We start from the raw sequence: 18,535 nt of genomic DNA, 5'->3' as shown, positions 1-18,535 counted from the left end.
TTCCCCTCGTCCATGCTCTCCCCACTGTTCACCCGCACTGCTCGCCCGGGCACCGCGTGCGCGCCGGGCGACCGTTGCCGGACAGTGATTCAACCAGGTGCGGGCGGAGCCGCACAGCGGCGCCGGGGGCTCAGCCGCCGGCCGGGGGGCCGGGGAACCGGGGGCTGCCGGAGGCGGACACCGCGGCGGCGGAGGAGAGGGGCGCCGGGTCCTGCCGGGCACGCGGCGGCGCCGGGTCCTGCGTGCTGAGGGCGCTGGGGGCGCGGTACGGGCGGGGTGTCAGCAGGCTGTGGCCGCCGGTGAGGGACGGGGCGGCGGCCAGGCCGGGCGGCGACGAGGAGAGGGTGAGCCCCTGCGGCGCGGGGCCGCGGCCGAGTGCCGTGGTGAGGGAGGCGTCGACGGGACGCTGGAGGGGGCCGCGGGGCGGGGCGTCGACGAGGGACAGCAGCGAGGGCGTGGCCGTCTCGACGCCGTACCGGCTGCCGGGCCGGGAGATGCCGCGGACGGCCCCGGCGGCGAGCGCGGAGGCGGACAGGGAGCGCAGCGCGCCGTCGTCCTCGCCCGCGCTGCCGCGGGTCTCGTCGGTGCCGCGGCGCCGGGTGTCGCGGGAGCTGCCGCCGCCGTTGGAGGAGGCGGAGCGCACGGGGCCGGCGGAGGCGCCCGAGCCGTCCCCCTGCGCGACGGTGGAGGTGCCGGCCCCGGAGGCCAGGGTGCCGCCGAGGGCGAGGGCGGCGAGCGAGAAGGCACCGGCCGCGGCGAAGGCGAAGCGCCGGCCGCGGGACGCGGAGCGCTCCGCCCGCTCGGCGCGGGCCGGTTCATGTATCCGGAAGCCGCGCTGCGGGGTGAGCGGACTGCGCCCCCGCCCGCCGGTGGGGAAGCCGCCGCCGGCCGGCGGGCCGAACGCCCAGGGCGCGCCGTCGGGCGTGCGGATGCCGGACGTCTCCAGGAGCGCGGGCTCGGCCGGGCCGGCGGAGGAGCCGGGGCCGTCGCCGGGTGATCCGGGCCCGTCCCCGTCCTCGGACCCGCCCGGCAGCAGATCGCCTCCGGCGGGCAGGCCCTGGAGACGCGCGAGCAGCCCCGCCGAGGGAGGTGGCGGGGCTGTCCCGGCGAAGACGTCCTTGAGACGGCGTTGTTCGTCGGCCTCGGCCTTGCAGCCGGCGCAGGTCGCCAGATGCGCGAGGACGCGTTCGCGGGCGTCGTGCCCCAGCTCGCCGTCGACGAGCGCCGCCAGTCGGTCTCCGAGATGGTGCTCGGCAGGCGTCACTCCGCTCCCACCTCCCCGGTACGGGCCGCAGGCACCATCGCGCTCAGGGCGCGCTGCTGCTCGGCGCGGGCGGCCGGCGAACGGTGCTGGAGGGACTTGCGCAGATGCGAGCGCCCGCGGTGGATCCGGCTGCGGACGGTGCCGAGCTTGACGCCCAGGGTCGCGGCGATCTCCTCGTAGGAGAGGCCCTCGATGTCGCAGAGGACGACGGCGGCGCGGAATTCGGGCGCCAGCGTGTCCAGCGCCTGCTGCACATCGGCGTCGAAGTGCGTGTCGTTGAAGTGCTGTTGCGGGGTGGGCTCACGGCTGGGCAGCCGCTCGGCGGCGTCGTCGGCGAGGGCGTCGAAGCGGATGCGCTGCTTGCGCCGGACCGTGTCCAGGAACAGGTTGGTGGTGATCCGGTGCAGCCAGCCCTCGAACGTGCCGGGCGTGTAGGTGGACAGCGAGCGGAAGACGCGGACGAAGACCTCCTGTGTGAGGTCCTCGGCGTCGTGCTGGTTGCCCGTCAGGCGGTAGGCGAGGCGGTAGACCCGTGCGCTGTGCGTGCTGACGATCTCCTCCCAGGACGGAGGGGTCCACGCCTGCGCATCCGCATCGGTGTCGAAAGTCGCCGTGGTCGCGGAGTCGGCGGTGCGGGCCTGGTCAGCAGTGTTGTTCACGGATTTCGGCTGCCCCAGCGTTCTGCGCAGTCGTGCGACGACCGAGCGGTCCTGGATCGCAGCCGCACCTCCCCTGTCGGCTCTGGTGGTGTCCAGTGGAGCCCCTACCATAGCCACTACTCCTGTTAGCTCGGGATAAGCAATTTTGCCCGGCCTTTACGAACCCCGGATCCTCACCGGCGTTCCCGCCGCGCACCGGTCCGACCAGGGCGGCCGACCGTCCGTTTCCGTCTCACCCCCGCTCAACGCACGGTCCCATCAGCGGGTTCCCGGGGCAACGGATACAGTCACGATTGCGTGAAGGACGGGGACAGGAGAGGGCCATTACCGGCAACCGGCAGACGAGCTGGGAGTTCGCCGACGCGTACGGCGACGAGCTGGCCGGCGACGCCGAGGGCGCCGCGCTGCACTGGGCCCGCGAGCGGGCCCGTCAGGCGGGCCTGCGCTCGGTCTCTCCCGGAACCGGTGCGGCCCTGCGGATGCTGACGGCCACCGTGGAGGCGAAGGCGGTGGCGGAGATCGGCACCGGCACCGGCGTCTCCGGGATACACCTCCTCGCCGGCATGCGGCCCGACGGCGTCCTCACGACCGTCGACACCGAGCCCGAGCGCCAGCAGTTCGCCCGCGAGGCGTTCCGCGCCGCCGGCTTCCTGCACAACGGCGGCAACGGCGGGGGCACCGGCGGCGGTACGGGCGCGGCCGGCGGCGGCAGCGGCGCCGGGAACGTCAGCAGCATGGGCAACATCGGCAACCGTGTGCGGTTCATCCCCGGCCGCGCCCTGGATGTGCTGCCGCGGCTGGCCGACGGCGGGTACGACCTCGTCTTCTGCGACGGCGACCGCGCCGAGTGCCTGGCGTATCTGGACGAGGCCCTGCGGCTGCTGCGGCCGGGCGGACTGGTCTGTTTCGCCGGGGTCTTCGCGGAGACGGCGGGCGCGACGGCGCAGCCGTCCGAAGTGCTCAGGCTGCGCGAGCTGTTGCGCACCGTGCGGGAGAGCACGGTGCTGCTGCCCTCGCTGCTGCCGGTCGGTGACGGGCTGCTGTGCGCCGTCAAACGGGGCTGAGGGCCCGGTGGTCGGGGCAGGGCGGCGGGCCGAGCGCGGGCGCGCGCGGCAGCAACGAAGCGGCCCCGGGACGCACACCGCAGGGGGTGCTTCCCGGGGCAGGCGCGCCGCACCGGATGCGGGGGCGCACGAGGTCACGGCATCGACAGCGTCAGCCGCAGACCTTCTTCAGCTCCTCGCCGAGTGCCGTCGCCTCGTCCGGTGTCAGCTCGACGACGAGTCGCCCACCGCCTTCGAGCGGAACGCGCATGACGATGCCCCGCCCCTCTTTGGTCACCTCGAGCGGGCCGTCGCCCGTCCGCGGCTTCATGGCCGCCATGCTCGTTCCCCTTCCTGAAACCAGCTGAACGCAGCCGGCGGCCCGCAAGCAGGCACAGTCTCACCGGCATCGAACACATTGCTTCCTGGCCATTATCCCGCATGCCAGGACCCGATGACCAACATCGGTCCGTATCTCTTGCGGTCCCGGAACGCCCAAAACCGCCCAATGCGGGGATCAGCCTGCGATACTGCCCCGCCGGCCGTGCCCGGCCGTCCCGCACCGATTTGACGCAGGTCACACCGGCCGGGCCCGCGGGGCGGGACGCGCCCCCTGTCCGGGCCGTGGGTTGTGGGCCATCCTGTGCGCATGTCCGACACCGTGCGTTACGAAGTCACCGACGGTCTCGCCACCGTCACGCTCAACCGTCCCGACGCCATGAACGCCCTCGACGTCGAACTCAAGGTCGCCCTGCGGGACACCCTGCGGGAGGCGGCGGCCGACGAGGGCGTCCGGGCCGTGCTGCTCACCGGCAGCGGGCGCGCGTTCTGTGTGGGCCAGGACCTCAAGGAGCACACCGGCGCGCTCCAGCAGGGCGGCGGCAGCGCCCTGCGCACGGTCGAGGAGCACTACAACCCGATCACGCTGGCGCTCGCGACGATGCCCAAGCCGGTGGTGGCCGGGGTGAACGGGGTGGCCGCCGGTGCGGGGGCCGGCTTCGCGTTCGCGGCGGACCACCGGGTGATGGCGGACACCGCCGCGTTCAACACCTCGTTCACCGGGGTCGCGCTGAGCGCCGACTCCGGCGTCTCGTGGACGCTGCCGCGCCTGGTGGGCCCGGGCCGGGCGGCGGATCTGCTGCTGTTCCCGCGCACCGTGCAGGCGGACGAGGCGCTCCAGCTCGGCCTGACGAACCGGGTGGTGCCGGCGGACGCGCTCGCCGAGGAGGCGGCGGCCGTGGCGCGCAGGCTCGCGCAGGGGCCGACGGCGGCCTACGCGGCGCTGAAGGAGTCGCTGGCCTACGGGGCGGCGCACTCGCTGGCCGACACCCTGGCCAAGGAGGCCGAACTCCAGGTGCGCGCGGGCGCTTCGGAGGACCACCGGATCGCCGTCGACGCGTTCGTCCGCAAGGAGAAGCCGCGCTTCACGGGCCGCTGACGGGCCGCTCACCGAACCGCTCACCGGGCCGCTGCGGACCACCGACCGGCCGCCGACCGGGCCGCGCAGGGCCCGGCCGGGGCGGCTCAGCGGCACCAGCAGTCCGCCAGATGGTCGTTGACCAGGCCGCACGCCTGCATCAGCGCGTAGACGGTGGTCGGCCCGACGAAGCGGAATCCGCGCTTCTTGAGGGCCTTGGCCAGGGCCGTGGACTCGGGTGTGATCGCCGGGACGTCCGCGAAGACGCGCGGGACGGGGCGGCCGGCCGCTTCCGGCGCGTAGGACCACACCAGGGCGTCCAGCTCGCCCGGCGGCCACTCGGCGGCGACCCGGGCGTTGTGCAGCGCGGCAGAGATCTTGGCGCGGTTGCGGACGATGCCGCTGTCGGCCAGCAGCCGCTGCTCGTCCTCCTCGGCGAAGGCGGCGACGGCCGGGATGTGGAAGCCGGCGAACGCGGCGCGGAACGCCTCGCGCTTGCGCAGGATCGTCAGCCAGGAGAGCCCGGACTGGAAGCCCTCCAGGCACAGCCGTTCGTAGAGCGCGTCGTCGCCGTGCACCGGGCGGCCCCACTCGGTGTCGTGGTACTCCGCGTAGTCCGGTGCCGTCGTCCCCCAGGGGCAGCGCAGCCGGCCGTCCGGGCCCGGCCGGGCGCCGTCGGGCACGGCTGCGGGTTCGGGTGCCGGTGCGGTCATCGCGCTGTGCCTCCCTGTTCACCGGGGGCGTCGGCGGGCCCGGCCTCCCGGGGTGCTTCCTGTCCGCCCTGCCCGTCCTGCCCGGTCTGCCCGGCCTGCCCGCCTTCCTGCCGGCCGCCGGGGCGTTCGCCGGAGCCCGCCTCGTGGTGCATGGCGACGGCCTGCGCACCCGCCAGGGCCGACTCCAGCTCGGCGATGCGGGAGTCCCGCTCGGCCAGTTCGGCGCCGAGCCGGTCGAGCACGTCGTCCACCTGCTGCATGCGGTAGCCGCGGACCCCGACGGGCAGCCGCAGCGCGGCGACGTCGGCGTGGCCGACCGGGCGGTCCGGCGGCAGCGGCTCGTCCAGCAGATCGGGCGGGGCTCCGGCGAGGCCGCCGCTCGCTCCGCGGTCCGCGGAGTCACCGCTGCCGATGACGGCGAGCGTGACCGCGGCCACGACCACGACGAGGGCGATCAGCAGGAACACGAACACGGACGACTCCCGGGCGTAATCCGACGGTGCGGACCCCGATCGTGCCACGGGCCGCCGACAGCTAGGGTCGTGCCCGGTAGCAGGGAGAGGATGGCTGATGCTGCGCCTGGGCACGCATGAGTTCGGGGCCGACGAGCCGGTGATCATGGCGATCGTGAACCGGACACCGGATTCCTTCTACGACCGGGGGGCCACCTTCCGGGACGAGCCCGCGCTCGCCCGGGTCGAGCAGGCGGTCGCCGAGGGCGCCGCCGTCATCGACATCGGCGGGGTGAAGGCGGGCCCGGGCGACGAGGTCACCGCCGAGGAGGAGGCGCGCCGCACGGTCGGGTTCGTCGCCGAGGTGCGGCGGCGCTGGCCGGATGTGGTGATCAGCGTGGACACCTGGCGGCACGAGGTCGGCGAGGCCGCGTGCGAGGCGGGCGCCGATCTGCTCAACGACGCCTGGGGCGGGGTGGATCCGCTGCTGGCCGAGGTCGCGGCGCGGCACGGCGCCGGGCTGGTGTGCACACACGCGGGGGGCGTGCGCCCGCGCACCCGTCCGCACCGGATCTCCTACACGCCGGCGGACGACGCACCGGACACCTCGGGCGTGGTGGACGACATCCTCCAGACGGTGCTGGGGCTCGCGGACCGCGCCGTCCGGCTCGGGGTGCGGCCCGACGGCATCCTCATCGACCCCGGGCACGACTTCGGCAAGTCGACGCGGCACTCGCTCCAGGCGACGCGGGAGCTGGGGCGGCTCGCGGAGACGGGCTGGCCGGTGCTGGTGTCGCTGTCGAACAAGGACTTCGTCGGGGAGACCCTGGACCGGCCGGTCGACGAGCGGCTGGTCGGCACCCTGGCGACCACCGCGGTCTCGGCCTGGCTCGGCGCGCGGATGTACCGCGTGCACGAGGTGGCCGAGACCAGGCAGGTGGTGGACATGGTCGCCTCGATCGCCGGGCACCGTCCGCCCGCGGTGGCCCGCCGCGGCCTGGCCTGAGCGGCCGGCCGGTCCGCAGGGCCCGGGAACGGCCGCGGTGCGCGGGCAGCGGGCGCGGGCCCGGAGCGGGCGCGGGTGTCAGATGCCGACTTCCTTGGTGACGAGCGCGACCGCCTCGTCGACGTCGTCGGTGACGTGGAAGAGGTCCATGTCCCGCTCGGACGCCTTGCCCTCGGCGACGACGGAGCCGCGCACCCAGTCGACGAGGCCCTTCCAGTAGTCGGAGCCGACCAGCACGATCGGGAAGCGCGTCACCTTGCGGGTCTGCACGAGGGTGAGCGCCTCGAACAGCTCGTCCATGGTGCCGAGCCCGCCGGGCAGGACGACGAAGCCGGAGGCGTACTTGACGAACATCGTCTTGCGCACGAAGAAGTAGCGGAAGTTCACACCGATGTCGACATAGCGGTTCATCCCCTGCTCGAAGGGCAGCTCGATACCGAGCCCCACGGAGGTGCCGCCGGCCTCCAGCGCGCCCTTGTTCGCCGCCTCCATGGCGCCGGGGCCGCCGCCGGTGATCACCGCGAGCCCGGCCTCGGCCAGCGCGCGGCCGATGCGCACGCCCTTGTCGTACTCCGGCGAGTCGGCGGGCGTCCGGGCGGAGCCGAACACGCTGATGGCCGGGCCGAGTTCGGCCAGGGCACCGAAGCCCTCGACGAACTCCGACTGGATGCGCATCACCCGCCAGGGGTCCTGGTGGATGAAGTCGGACGGGCCCGCGGTGTCCAGCAGCCGCTGGTCGGTGGTGCCGGGCTGCACCTGCCCGCGCCTGCGGACCACCGGCCCCAGCCGCTGTTCCTTCGGCTCGTCGCCGGACTTGCCGGTCATACAGTGCTCTCCCTCCGCCTACGATCTTTCCGCTCAGGGTACGCACGAGCGGCCGGACTCCGACGGGGATTCCCGCCACCGATGGGCACGGCCGTACGAAACGGTGAGCGGCCGGAGAACACCGGCGGCGGGCCGGGAAAACGCCCGGTGGGAGCCCGGTGGCGGCCCGGTGACGGCGGGAGGACCCGGACGCTCAGCTCGTCAGCCAGGCCCGCAGCCGCTCCTCGCAGCGCAGGATGAGCGCCGTGTCCACCCGCTCGTCCCGCCGGTGCGCGAAGTTGGGGTCGCCGGGGCCGTAGTTGACCGCGGGGACGCCCAGGGCGCTGAACCGGGAGACGTCCGTCCAGCCGAACTTGGGCCGCGGCTCGCCGCCGACGGCCGTGACGAACGCCTGGGCGGCGGGGTGCGAGAGGCCGGGCAGCGCGCCGGGCGAGCTGTCGTCGACGGTGATCTCCTCGACGCCGCAGTCGGCGAAGACCTCGCGCACGTGGTCGAGCGCCTCCTGCTCGCTGCGGTCGGGCGCATAGCGGAAGTTGACCGTGACGGTGCAGGCGTCCGGGATCACGTTGCCGGCGATACCGCCCTCGATGCGCACGGCGTTGAGTCCCTCGTGGTACTCCAGCCCGTCGATCACCGGGCGGCGCGGCTCGTAGGCGGCCAGCCGGGCGAGCACGGGCCCGGCGGCGTGGACGGCGTTGCTGCCCATCCAGCCGCGCGCGGAGTGCGCCCGTACACCCGCGGTGCGCAGCAGCACCCGCAGCGTGCCCTGGCAGCCGCCCTCGACCTGGGCGTTGGAGCCCTCCAGCAGAACGGCGAAGTCGCCCTCCAGCCACTCCGGGTGGGCCGCCGCGACGTGCCCGAGGCCGTTGAGCTGCGCGGCGACCTCCTCGTTGTCGTAGAAGACGAACGTCACGTCGCGGTTGGGCTCCGGCACGGTGGCGGCGATGCGCAGCTGGACGGCGACGCCGGACTTCATGTCGGTGGTGCCGCAGCCCCACAGCATCCCGTCCTCGTCCAGCCGGGAGGGCACGTTGTCCGCGATGGGCACGGTGTCGAGATGCCCGGCGAGGATGACGCGTTCGGGACGGCCGAGCCGGGTGCGCGCCACGACGTTGTTGCCGTACCGGTCCACGCTCAGGTGCGGCAGCGCACGCAGCGCGGCCTCGACGGCGTCCGCGAGCGGCTTCTCGGTGCCGCTCTCGGAGGGGATGTCGACGAGCTGCGCGGTGAGCCGCGCCGCGTCCTGGTGCAGGTCGAGTGGGAGATCGAGTGCGCTGTCGGCCATGGCGCCAGCCTACGGGGCCGCCGGGTCCCCCGTACCGGAGGGCGGGCGCGGGACGGCTACCTTGGAGCCGTGCCCCAGCAGAGCCAGGACACCTCCGGCGCCCCTCGCGCACCGTTCTCCGAATCCGAACTTCCCAGCGTTCCCGGCGTTCCCGGCGTTCCCGGCGATCCCGGTGATCCAGGCGGCCCCGGTGCTCCCGGCGGCCCCGGTACTCCCGGCGGTTCCGGCCGCCCCGGCGTTCCCGGCCCCCGCAGGCGGCACGGCAGGGTGCTCAGATCGGCCCTGGCGTGCCTCGTGCTGCTCGGGGTCGTCACCTACGCGCTGGTGGTGAAGCTGACCGAGGACGAGCGTGCGCACTGCACGGTGCGCGCCGGAGACGGCCGCGACGAAGCGGACCGGACGCTCGGTCCCGACCAGGCCGCCAACGCCGCGACCATCGCCGCCGTCGCCGCCCGGCGCGGGCTGCCGGAACGGGCCGTGACCATAGCCCTGGCGACTGCCATGCAGGAGTCGCAACTGCGCAACATCGGCCACGGGGACCGGGATTCGCTCGGCCTGTTCCAGCAGCGCCCCACCCAGGGCTGGGGCACGGCCGACCAGATCCGCGACCCGGTGTACTCGGCCGGACGGTTCTACGACCACCTGGTGAAGATCCCCGGCTATTCGCGGCTGCCGCTGACGGTCGCCGCACAGCGGGTGCAACGCAGCGGCTACCCGCAGGCGTACGCCAAGCACGAGGCGGACGCCGCCGCGCTGACGGCCGCGCTCACCGGGCGCAGGGCCGCGGCGCTGTCCTGCACCCCGGAGCCGGTCGGCACCCGGCACTCCGGGGACCCGGAGCGGGTACGCGCCCAGCTGGTACGGGAGTTCGGCTCCAGGATGCTCGGCGGGGAGCCGGACGCCGCGCCGTCGGAAGCCGCCCGGGAGACGGCGTCCGGGCGGGGCGCCTCCCGGACCGCCGTGACGGTTCCGGCGCCGGGCGAGCGGCGCGGCTGGGAGCTGGCGCACTGGGCGGTCGCGCACGCCGGGGAGCTGGACATCGACCGGGTGCGGTACGGCAGCCGGGAGTGGCGGGCCGACCGCGGACGGGAGGGCTGGCGCGCCGTCGGGGGCACCGCGGCGGCCGGCGCGCAGGGTACCGGCGCCGGCGGCGGAGGCGGCCGCGTGGTGCTGCGCGTCGGCACCGGTCACTAGTACGCCCCGTCCTCCGCACGCGTCACACCGGTCCACTCGCGCACGCTCCCGTCGCCCGCCCGGCTGACGGCGCCACGCGGTGCAAGTGCGCTGGGTGCGGCGGGTGCGACTCCTCGGGTACAGGTCAACCGGCGCACGGAATGCCCAGTTTGCGGGCGCCGGGCCCCGGGTCGCGTTACCGATCCTTTACCTTCCTCTCCCGCAACCTGTGCGGCGCCCCGCCCGATAGGCACGGCGGTCCGGCCGGACACCGGCCGGACCACTCCACGAACCTCTCTCCGTCTAAGGAGCACCATGCTGACCGGGAAGTCCTTCCCCCGCCGGATCGCCAGGACCGCGCTGCTGACGGCCGTGGGCGCCGCCTCCGTCGTCGGCGCCGCCGCGGGCGCCGCGAGCGCCGCCGAGCAGCCCAAGAACCCCGTGGGCGGGCTGAGCAACCTGGACGGCAAGGGCGTCGGCAACACCCTGGACAAGGCGTCCCGGCACGCCACGGGGCTGGCCGGGCGGGTCGGCGGCAACGCCGTCGAGAGCACCGTCCCGGGCGCCGGCAAGACCCTCGGCAAGACCGCCAAGACCGCCACCCCGGCCGCCCAGGAGGTGGCGGGCGGCGCGGCCGGCCAGGCAGGCGAACTGCTGGGCGACACCGCGGCCTCCGCGACCAAGGACGGCCTCCCGGTCGGCGGCCTCTCGCTCGGCTGACCCGGGCAGGCGCTCCGGACGCCGACAGGGGACGCCGACAGAGGACACCGACAACGGAACCGGCGGGGCGGCCGGCACCGGCCGCCCCCGGCAGACACGAGGCAGGCGACGACAGGCAGACACAGGACGCAGACATACGGAAGGGCCCGGACCGGGGCGGTCCGGGCCCTTCCCCTGTGCTCTCCCCGCGGGTCCCCTGCGCGCGGCGCAGGGGTGCGTCAGGGCGCCAGCCGGCGGACGGCGGCGGAGACCCGCTCGTCGGACGCGGTCAGCGCGACGCGGACGAAGCGGTCACCGGCCGGCCCGTAGAAGTCGCCGGGCGCCACCAGGATGCCCAGTTCGGCCAGCTTGCCGACGGTGTCCCAGCAGGGCTCGTCACGGGTCGCCCACAGATAGAGCGACGCCTCGCTGTGCTCGATGCGGAACCCGGCCGACTCCAGCGCGCCGCGCAGCGCCGTGCGCCGGGCAAGATAGCGCTCGCGCTGCTCGGCCACATGGGCGTCGTCGTCCAGCGCGACGGCCGCGGCGGCCTGGACGGGCGCCGGCGTCATCATGCCGCCGTGCTTGCGGATGCCCAGCAGCTCGCCGAGCACCTCGGCGTCGCCGGCGATGAACGCCGCGCGGTAGCCCGCCAGGTTGGAGCGCTTGGAGAGCGAGTGCACGGCCACGACGCCCTCGTAGCTGCCGCCGCACACCTCCGGGTGCAGGACGGAGACCGGCTCGGCCTCCCAGCCCAGCTCCAGGTAGCACTCGTCGCTGAGGACGAGCACGCCGTGCTCCCGCGCCCAGGCCACCGTCTCGCGCAGCTTCTCCTTGTCCAGGACCTGACCGGTCGGGTTGGACGGGGAGTTGAGCCACAGCAGCCGCAGCCCCGTGGGGTCGAGCGCGGTGGGATCGTCGTAGACGGTGTAGGAGGCTCCGGCGAGCCGGGCGCCCACCTCGTAGGTCGGGTAGGCGAGCCGCGGGTAGGCCACCGTGTCCCCCGCGCCGAGACCGAGCTGGGTCGGCAGCCAGGCCACCAGCTCCTTGGAGCCGACGACCGGCAGCACGTTGCGGTGCTCGATGCCCTGGGCGCCCAGCCGCCGTTCGCACCAGCCGGTGATCGCGTCCCGCAGCCGGGCGGTGCCCCACACCGTGGGATAGCCGGGGCTGTCGGCGGCCTCGGCCAGCGCCGCGCGGATCCGCTCGGGCACCGGGTCGACGGGGGTGCCGACGGACAGGTCGACGATGCCGTCGGGGTGCGCGGCGGCGGTGGACTTGTACGGGTCGAGCCGGTCCCAGGGGAAGACGGGGAGCCGGTCGGAGACGGCAGACACAGCGGGCTCGCTTTCTTCACATGCGCGGTGGGCGCGGGCAACGGGTGCGGACCGGACATCCGCAAACGCCGCGGTCCCGTACGGCGGTTCTCGGACAGCCGTACGGGACCGCGGCGGAAGTGCTGCCGGGGCCGGCCGGTGGCCGGCCGGCCCTCGGTGGGTCAGGAGCGCGGGCTCACTCGTCGTGCTCCTGCGGGGGGAGCGCGGCGATCAGGGGGTGGTCCTTCTCGATCAGGCCGAGCTTGCTGGCGCCACCGGGCGAACCGAGGTCGTCGAAGAACTCGACGTTCGCCTTGTAGTAGTCCTTCCACTCCTCAGGGGTGTCGTCCTCGTAGAAGATGGCCTCGACCGGGCAGACCGGCTCGCAGGCTCCACAGTCGACGCACTCGTCCGGGTGGATGTACAAGGACCGCTGGCCCTCGTAGATGCAGTCGACCGGGCACTCCTCGATGCAGGCCTTGTCCTTCAGGTCGACACAAGGCTCCGCGATGACGTAAGTCACGCTGTCGTTCCTCCTCGATTGGGCCGGCGGGCCGGTGTCCGACTCCGCCGCGGGCGCGCGGGAGCGCTGCTTCACCTCGGACGGCGGCTATGCCCACACCTAGTATCTCCGTTCCGGGTCACTGGACGCACAGGAGGGGCAGCTAGAGCTGTGGGATTCACCACGAGCGGACGGCTCGAAGTCCGCATCACAGGGTCCGACGTGGGAAAACGCGTCTCGATACGGTCTTTGACGACCGGTGGCGAGCGGTCGGAGCGGTTCACGGACACGGTCGGCATTCTCACATCGTGGACGGCCGGGACGCTCACCGTCACCCGACGGGACGGCCGGCACGTCGAGATCGACGAGGCCGCCCTGGTCGCGGGGAAGGTCGTGCCGCCCGCTCCGGCCCGCCGCCGGGGCGCACCGTCGGCGAGCGTACGGGAACTCACCACGGTGGCGGCCCGCGGCTGGCCCGCCGTGGAGACCGCCTCGCTGGGCGGCTGGACGCTGCGCGCCTCCGCCGGCTTCACCTCCCGCGCCAACTCCGTCCTGCCGCTCGGTGACCCCTCGCTCCCGCTGCCCGAGGCGCTGGCGCATGTGGAGCGCTGGTACGGGGAGCGTGGGCTGGCCCCGCTCGTACAGGTGGCGCCCGAGGAGAACGCCGTACTGGCCCGGGAGTTGGAGCAGCGCGGCTGGACGGCGCTCCGGCACGCCCTGATGCGCACGGGCGCCCTCGCCCCGCTCGCCGACCGCGCCCCCGACGACCGCGTCCGGCTGCACCGCGCACCCGACGCCGCCTGGGTCTCGCTCTACCACCGGGCCGCCGACGCGCTGCCCGAGGAGGGGCTGCGGGTGCTCGCCGGCGGGCCCTCCGTGTGGTTCGCGACCGTGCCGGGACCGGATTCCGAGGCTCCGCCGGCCGCGATCGGCCGGTGCGTGGTGGACGGCCGGTGGGCCGGGTTCGCCGCGCTCGAAGTCGCCCCCGCGCACCGCAGGCAGGGGCTGGCGACGGCGGTGATGGCCGAACTCGCCCGCGCCGCACTGCGGGAGGGCGCCTCCGCCGCGTACCTCCAGGTGGAGACCGGCAACAGCGGTGCGCTCGCCCTCTACGACGGGCTCGGCTTCGCCGACCACCACGCCTACCACTACCTGCGCGCCCCCGGAGCCTGACCGATGGACGGTGACACCGACGAGGGGAGCAGCCCCTCGGCCAACCGCCGCCGGTTCGCCGAGGCCGCCCGCGAGGAGCGGCCCGACCTGGCGCTGCTGTGCCTGCTGATCTGCGTCGAGGCCGCGCAGTCGCCGGGCCCCGCCGCCGGCCTGTCCCCGGGGCGGTCCCGGCCCGGGACTCCCCCGGCACGGACGGCGGACGGCGCCGGGGAAACGGCCACCGAAGGCACGGAGGCAACGGAAAGCACAGGGGCCACAGGAGCCGCGGAGGGCATCGGCGGCGGTGGCGGCGCCGATCCCGGGGCGCGGCTCGTGGACACCGCGCAGGCCGAACTCGACCGGCTCTCCGGCCTGTTGCCCTACCAGCGCGGCAGGAGCCCGCGGCAGTGGGCCGAGGCCCTGCGGCACCTGCTCGGCACCCGGCTCGGCTTCCACGGCACCGCGGCCGACTACCGGCGGCTCGACGCCTCCCTCCTCGACGCCGTCCTGCGGCGCCGGCGGGGGCTGCCCATCCTGCTGTCCGTCGTCTGGACGGAGGTCGCCCGGCGGGCCGGTGCGCCGGTGTACGGGGTGGCCCTGCCCGGGCACTTCGTCGTCGGCTTCGGCGACCCGTCCGGGGACCATGTGCTCGCCGACCCGTTCGACGGCGGCAGCACGCTGTCCGACAGCGGCCTCGACGCGCTCGTCGCCGGGGCGACCGGCGGGCGGGGCCGGGTCTCGGCGGCCTCGCTCCAGCCTGCCGGGCCGCTGGAGACCGTGCTGCGGGTGCTCAACAACATCCGGGCCTGGGCCGGGGGGCGGCCCGAGCAGTCCGCCACCCATCTGTGGGCCGTCGAGCTGTCGCTGCTGCTGCCGCACCATCCGGGACGGTTGCGGTACGAGCGGGCCCAGTTGCTCGTCGAGCGCGGGGAATTCCTGCGCGGGGCCCGGGAGATGGAGGAGTACGCGGAGGTGGTGGCCGCGATGGAGCCGAACGCGGCCGAGACCATGCGCAGAGCCGCCCGCGCGGCCCGCGCCCGGCTCAACTGAGCCTCCGCCTGCGCGGTTTCGCCGCCCGCCACCGTCGGGGGCCGTCGCGCGTCGCCCGGACGACAGGGGAGAGCGCTACAGCCAGCCCTTCTCATGAGCGATGCGTACGGCCTCGGTCCGGTTGCGGGCGCCGGTCTTCTGCATGGCGGTGGACAGATAGTTCCGCACCGTCCCGTGCGAGAGCCCCAACTCGGCGGCGACCTCCGCGTTCCCGGCCCCTCGCGCGGCCGCACCGAGGACGTCGCGCTCCCGGTCGGTGAGCGGACTCGCGCCCTCCGCGAGTGCGGCGGCGGCCAGGTCGGGGTCGATGACCCGCTCCCCGGCCAGCACCCGCCGTACCGCGTCGGCGAGCCGCGCGGCGGGCGCGTCCTTGACGAGGAAGGCGTCGGCGCCGGACTCCATGGCCCGGCGCAGATAGCCGGGCCGTCCGAAGGTGGTGAGGACGACGACCTTCAGCGACGGGTGCGCGGCACGCAGACCGGCCAGCGCGTCGAGCCCGGACAGCCCCGGCATCTCGATGTCGAGCAGGGCCACATCGGGACGGTGCCGGGTGACCGCGTCGAGCACCTCGTCGCCCCTGCCCACCTGGGCGGCGATCTCGATGTCCGGCTCCAGTCCCAGCAGCGCGGCGAGCGCCTCGCGGACCATCACCTGGTCCTCGGCGAGCAGCAGCTTGATCACGGGGTCAGGGTACTGAGGGGACGGTGGCGCGCAGCGTGAAGCCCCCGCGTTCGCCGGCCGAGGTCTCCAGCGTGCCGCCGGCGCCGGTGAGCCGCTCGCGCAGGCCGTCGAGCCCGCTGCCGTGACCGGTGCCGGCCGGGCCGCTCCCGTCGTCACGGACGGTCAGGGTGACGGCGCCGGATCCCTCGCCGGCTCCCTCGGCGCGGGCGTCGGCGGGTGCCGGGTCCAGGGTGACGGTGCAGCGGGAGGCGCCGCTGTGTCGCACGACGTTGGTGACCGCCTCCCGCAACGCCCAGGCCAGCGCGGCCTCCTGCTCGGCCGGCAGCCGCTCCCACGGCCGGGGCCCGGCGGGCGCCGAGTCGTGTGCCGGGAGGTCGGCGGCGATACCGGCGGCGGCCAACGCGGTGCGTGCCCCGGCGAGTTCGACGGGGAGCGTGGGCCGCCGGTAGCCGCTGACGGCCTCACGGACGTCCACCAGGGCCTGCCGGCTGACCTGTTCGATGTCCGCGACCTGTTCCGCCGCCCGGCCGGGATCCCCGGGCAGCATCCGGCCGGCCAGCTCGCTCTTGAGGGTGATGACCGACAGTGAGTGGCCGAGGAGATCGTGCAGATCCCGGGCCAGGCGCAGCCGTTCCTCGTTGGCCGCGAGCCGGGCCACGGCGGCCCGCGCCTCGCGCAGCTCACGCAGGGTGCGCACCGTCCGGCGGGCGGACATCAGCGCGTACCCGCCCAGGACCACGGGGATGATGAACGAGGTCCACACCCCCCACCAGGGCCGTGCGCCGAAATCCGTGCCGACCGCGGCGAGGGCCACGACCACCCCGATCACGACCGATACCGCCTGCCGGACGGGCAGCACGGCGCCCGCGGCCACGGCGACGTAGACGAACAGCACCAGCCAGGCATCACCCAGCGTCAGCGACAGCAGCAGCCCGAGCCCGTACAGCGTGCCCAGCAGCGTCGCGACACTGCGCGGGGGCAGCGGGACGGCGGTGTGCCGGAAGACCAGCGCCATGTAGCCGACGACGAACGCGAGCAGCCCGGCGACGCCCCCGGCCACGGCGGCGCCCGAGTGGTCGCCGGCGCCCAGATCGCGCACCGGGGCCCCGAGGAAGACCATCCACACGCTGATCAGCGCGGCCTTGGCCAGCTTCTGCTTCCGGGTCTCGGGCGGCTGGGCGATGACCGGCAGCCCCTCCCTGCCGGGTACGCCCGGGCCCCGTCCGGCCTCCGGCGCGGCGCCGCTCCGCCTGTCCGTCATGGCTCTCCTGGACTCCTGCCGTGCTGCTGTGCTGTGGCGCTGTGCTGCTGTGGCGCTGTACTGCCGTGCTGCGTGCCGTGTTGCCGGTCGCTGCCGTGCCGTCCCGCGTGTCCGTGCGCGCGGCGCGCGCCGGGCGTCACGTCGTACGGGTGTCCTTGCGGTAGAGCCAGGCGGCGGCCCCGGCGAACAGGACGAGGTAGCCCGCCAGCAGGCCCACGTCGCCCGCGTGCGGAGCCTGGCCCCTCTCGACGGCCCGGCCGAGCGCCGTGTAGGCGTGGGTGGGCAGCCAGTCGCCGATGTGCTGCACCCAGTCCGGCATGACCACCGAGGGCATCAGCAGACCGCCGCCGAAGGCCAGCGCGAAGTAGACGAGCATCGCGATGGGGCGTACGGCGTCACCCGTCGCAAGGTAGCCGATGGCGACACCGAGCGCGGCGAACACGAAGCTCCCGGCCCAGGAGCACAGGGCGAGGGCGACCCACTGCCAGGCGTCCAGCCGGACGCCCATCACCCCGGCGCCGGTGAGCAGTACCAGCACGATGGACGGCAGGCTGAGGGTGGCGGCTGAGGCGACCTTGGCGCCGACGTAGCCGCGCCCGGGCAGTGCCGTCAGCCGCAGCTGCCGCACCCAGCCCAGCTCGCGCTCCTTGGCGATGCGTTCGCTGTTGCCGAGCACGACCGCGGTCATCGCGCCGAAGGCGGCCATCGCGACCATGTAGTAGAGCGACATGCTGACGTCGAGCCCGGGGAGCACGGCGTCGGCGTTCCGGCCCGCGATCAGCAGATAGAGGAGCGGCGGGTAGATCACCGAGAAGAACATGAACTTCTTGTTGCGCAGTGCGCGCAGGATCTCCAGCTTGACCAGGTGCTTCATCAGACGTTCGCCTTCTCGTGCGCGGGACGGGCGGAGGGTGCGGGCCGGGCGTGGCCGGAAGGTGCGGCGTCGGGTCCGTCCTGTGCCTCGGCACGGTCGGTGAGCGTAAGGAACGCCTGTTCGAGGCCGAGGCCGGCCACCTCCAGGTCGCGGGGGTAGAGGCCGAGCCCGTAGAGCGCGTGCACGGTCGCGTCCGGGTCCTCGGAGCGCATCCGCACCGAACTCCCGGCCAGCTGCACCCGGGTGAGCCCGGGCAGCCCGCGCAGCGCGGTTTCCAGCCGGCCGTCGGGCACGGCGTCCAGCGTGAAGGCGATCCGGCGGGCGCCTGCCATGGCCTTGATCTCGGCGGCGCTGCCGTCCGCCAGCAGCTGCCCGCGGTGCAGGACGAGGACCCGGTCGGCGACCTCGTCGGCCTCCTCCAGGTAGTGGGTGGCGAACAGGACGGTGCGGCCGGCCGCTGCCTGGTCGCGCATGGCGGCCCAGAACGTCTGCCGGGAGGCGACGTCCATGCCGGTGGTGGGCTCGTCCAGCACGAGCAGGTCGCTCGCCCCCGCCGTCGCCAGGGCGAACCGGACGCGCTGTGCCTGGCCGCCGGAGAGCTTGTCCACCCTGCGGTCGGCGATCTCCGTCAGCCCGGCGGTCGCCAGCACCTGCTCGGGCGGGTAGCCGCGCGGGTGCAGCGAGCAGCCGAGGGCGACCAGTTCACGGACGCGCACGCCTTCCATCAGCCCGCCGGACTGGAGCACGGCGCCCACCCGCCCGTCGGTGACGGCCTGCCGGGGTGTGGTGCCGAACAGCCGCACGGTGCCGCCGGGGTCCGGGGTGCGCAGCCCCAGCAGCAGATCGAGGGTGGTGGACTTGCCCGCTCCGTTGGGGCCGAGCAGCGCGACCGTCTCGCCCGCTTCCAGACGGACGCTGAGGCCGCTCAGCGCCCGCACCGAACCGTAGGTCTTGCTGGCGTCGGTGAACTCCACGGCCGATGCCGTGGCCTGCGTCGATGTCATGCCTTCAGCATGGCCGGGGCGGGGGTACGGGCGGCAGTGCCGCCGGTCGTGACCTGGAGCTGACAGATGTCATACGCCGGACGTGATGTCCGTCCGGAAGGCGCCGTAGGCAGGACGCCGTAGGCAGGACGCCGTAGGCCGTAGGGAAAGCGCCGTAAG

General features: G+C 74.6%; 20 protein-coding genes. 7 read left to right on the top strand and 13 right to left on the bottom strand.

Annotation, left to right across the window (positions count from 1 at the left end; genetic code table 11):
• Positions 1-130: 130 nt before the first annotated feature.
• Together SCA03_RS23265 and sigE are read right to left on the bottom strand one after the other, a co-directional pair.
• Positions 131-1,264 carry an anti-sigma factor family protein gene (locus SCA03_RS23265; protein WP_030883407.1) on the bottom strand — a complete coding sequence of 378 codons (1,134 nt, stop codon included), beginning with the start codon at positions 1,262-1,264 and terminating at the stop codon, positions 131-133.
• Complete coding sequence (gene sigE / locus SCA03_RS23260) at positions 1,261-2,034, bottom strand: RNA polymerase sigma factor SigE (protein WP_170298047.1); 774 nt, start codon at positions 2,032-2,034, stop codon at positions 1,261-1,263. Before sigE ends, SCA03_RS23265 begins: the two co-directional genes overlap by 4 nt.
• A 182-nt stretch (positions 2,035-2,216) precedes the next feature.
• Between sigE and SCA03_RS23255 the strand changes: the two genes are divergently transcribed.
• Positions 2,217-2,987, top strand: coding sequence for an O-methyltransferase (locus tag SCA03_RS23255; RefSeq protein WP_030883410.1), 771 nt, complete (start codon positions 2,217-2,219; stop codon positions 2,985-2,987).
• A 151-nt stretch (positions 2,988-3,138) separates the two neighbouring features.
• Here the strand turns inward: SCA03_RS23255 and SCA03_RS23250 are convergent, their stop codons facing one another.
• Complete coding sequence (locus tag SCA03_RS23250) at positions 3,139-3,306, bottom strand: DUF3117 domain-containing protein (RefSeq protein ID WP_016469583.1); 168 nt, start codon at positions 3,304-3,306, stop codon at positions 3,139-3,141.
• 309 nt (positions 3,307-3,615) lie between these two features.
• Here SCA03_RS23250 and SCA03_RS23245 point away from each other — a divergent pair, with 309 nt between their 5' ends.
• On the top strand, positions 3,616-4,404 hold the full coding sequence (locus tag SCA03_RS23245) for an enoyl-CoA hydratase-related protein (protein ID WP_030883412.1): 789 nt from the start codon (positions 3,616-3,618) through the stop codon (positions 4,402-4,404).
• Between the two features lie 86 nt (positions 4,405-4,490).
• Here SCA03_RS23245 and SCA03_RS23240 read toward each other — a convergent pair whose 3' ends face one another.
• Together SCA03_RS23240 and SCA03_RS23235 are read right to left on the bottom strand one after the other, a co-directional pair.
• Complete coding sequence (locus tag SCA03_RS23240; RefSeq protein WP_086815685.1) at positions 4,491-5,096, bottom strand: DNA-3-methyladenine glycosylase I; 606 nt, start codon at positions 5,094-5,096, stop codon at positions 4,491-4,493.
• A complete protein-coding gene (locus tag SCA03_RS23235) occupies positions 5,093-5,569 on the bottom strand; it encodes a DivIVA domain-containing protein (RefSeq protein WP_107429016.1) in 477 nt (158 codons plus the stop codon). The genes SCA03_RS23240 and SCA03_RS23235 overlap by 4 nt, the downstream gene beginning before the upstream one ends.
• A gap of 97 nt (positions 5,570-5,666) precedes the next feature.
• Between SCA03_RS23235 and folP the strand changes: the two genes are divergently transcribed.
• Positions 5,667-6,554 (top strand): dihydropteroate synthase, encoded by an 888-nt coding sequence (folP, locus tag SCA03_RS23230; RefSeq protein WP_086815683.1) that lies wholly within the window; start codon positions 5,667-5,669, stop codon positions 6,552-6,554.
• Positions 6,555-6,632: 78 nt separating this feature from the next.
• Here the strand turns inward: folP and SCA03_RS23225 are convergent, their stop codons facing one another.
• Positions 6,633-7,379, bottom strand: a complete 747-nt coding sequence (locus SCA03_RS23225) for an LOG family protein (protein ID WP_030883420.1) — start codon at positions 7,377-7,379, stop codon at positions 6,633-6,635.
• Positions 7,380-7,572: 193 nt separating this feature from the next.
• Positions 7,573-8,664 (bottom strand): succinyl-diaminopimelate desuccinylase, encoded by a 1,092-nt coding sequence (gene dapE, locus SCA03_RS23220; protein WP_086815680.1) that lies wholly within the window; start codon positions 8,662-8,664, stop codon positions 7,573-7,575.
• Between the two features lie 267 nt (positions 8,665-8,931).
• Here dapE and SCA03_RS23215 point away from each other — a divergent pair, with 267 nt between their 5' ends.
• Together SCA03_RS23215 and SCA03_RS23210 are read left to right on the top strand one after the other, a co-directional pair.
• The gene (locus SCA03_RS23215) at positions 8,932-9,858 is read left to right on the top strand and encodes a VldE C-terminal domain-containing protein (protein WP_086815678.1); all 927 of its coding nucleotides are present in this window, start codon (positions 8,932-8,934) and stop codon (positions 9,856-9,858) included.
• 294 nt (positions 9,859-10,152) lie between these two features.
• Positions 10,153-10,557: a hypothetical protein gene (locus tag SCA03_RS23210; RefSeq protein WP_030883426.1), complete on the top strand. Its 405-nt coding sequence runs from the start codon at positions 10,153-10,155 to the stop codon at positions 10,555-10,557.
• 218 nt (positions 10,558-10,775) lie between these two features.
• On the opposite strand, the gene dapC is transcribed toward SCA03_RS23210, so the two are convergent.
• A complete protein-coding gene (gene dapC, locus SCA03_RS23205) occupies positions 10,776-11,873 on the bottom strand; it encodes a succinyldiaminopimelate transaminase (protein ID WP_030892211.1) in 1,098 nt (365 codons plus the stop codon).
• A 175-nt stretch (positions 11,874-12,048) separates the two neighbouring features.
• Positions 12,049-12,375 (bottom strand): ferredoxin, encoded by a 327-nt coding sequence (fdxA, locus tag SCA03_RS23200; RefSeq protein ID WP_016469573.1) that lies wholly within the window; start codon positions 12,373-12,375, stop codon positions 12,049-12,051.
• A gap of 150 nt (positions 12,376-12,525) precedes the next feature.
• Here fdxA and SCA03_RS23195 point away from each other — a divergent pair, with 150 nt between their 5' ends.
• Both SCA03_RS23195 and SCA03_RS23190 read left to right on the top strand, forming a co-directional pair.
• Positions 12,526-13,527, top strand: coding sequence for a GNAT family N-acetyltransferase (locus SCA03_RS23195; protein WP_086815676.1), 1,002 nt, complete (start codon positions 12,526-12,528; stop codon positions 13,525-13,527).
• 3 nt (positions 13,528-13,530) lie between these two features.
• Positions 13,531-14,556: a transglutaminase-like and tetratricopeptide repeat-containing protein gene (locus SCA03_RS23190; RefSeq protein ID WP_086815674.1), complete on the top strand. Its 1,026-nt coding sequence runs from the start codon at positions 13,531-13,533 to the stop codon at positions 14,554-14,556.
• A gap of 75 nt (positions 14,557-14,631) precedes the next feature.
• Here the strand turns inward: SCA03_RS23190 and SCA03_RS23185 are convergent, their stop codons facing one another.
• The 4 genes from SCA03_RS23185 to SCA03_RS23170 form a co-directional block, all read right to left on the bottom strand.
• Positions 14,632-15,204, bottom strand: coding sequence for a response regulator transcription factor (locus tag SCA03_RS23185; RefSeq protein WP_051856763.1), 573 nt, complete (start codon positions 15,202-15,204; stop codon positions 14,632-14,634).
• Between the two features lie 37 nt (positions 15,205-15,241).
• Entirely contained in the window at positions 15,242-16,498 is a 1,257-nt protein-coding gene (locus SCA03_RS23180; RefSeq protein WP_086815672.1) for a sensor histidine kinase, read from the bottom strand.
• Positions 16,499-16,634: 136 nt separating this feature from the next.
• Complete coding sequence (locus tag SCA03_RS23175) at positions 16,635-17,372, bottom strand: ABC transporter permease (RefSeq protein WP_030883434.1); 738 nt, start codon at positions 17,370-17,372, stop codon at positions 16,635-16,637.
• The gene (locus SCA03_RS23170) at positions 17,372-18,376 is read right to left on the bottom strand and encodes an ABC transporter ATP-binding protein (RefSeq protein WP_086815669.1); all 1,005 of its coding nucleotides are present in this window, start codon (positions 18,374-18,376) and stop codon (positions 17,372-17,374) included. The genes SCA03_RS23175 and SCA03_RS23170 overlap by 1 nt, the downstream gene beginning before the upstream one ends.
• Positions 18,377-18,535 lie beyond the last annotated feature (159 nt).

The organism is Streptomyces cacaoi, assembly GCF_006539165.1.
Taxonomy (GTDB): Bacteria; Actinomycetota; Actinomycetes; order Streptomycetales; family Streptomycetaceae; genus Streptomyces; species Streptomyces cacaoi.
This window is presented reverse-complemented; position numbering and strand designations above follow the sequence as displayed.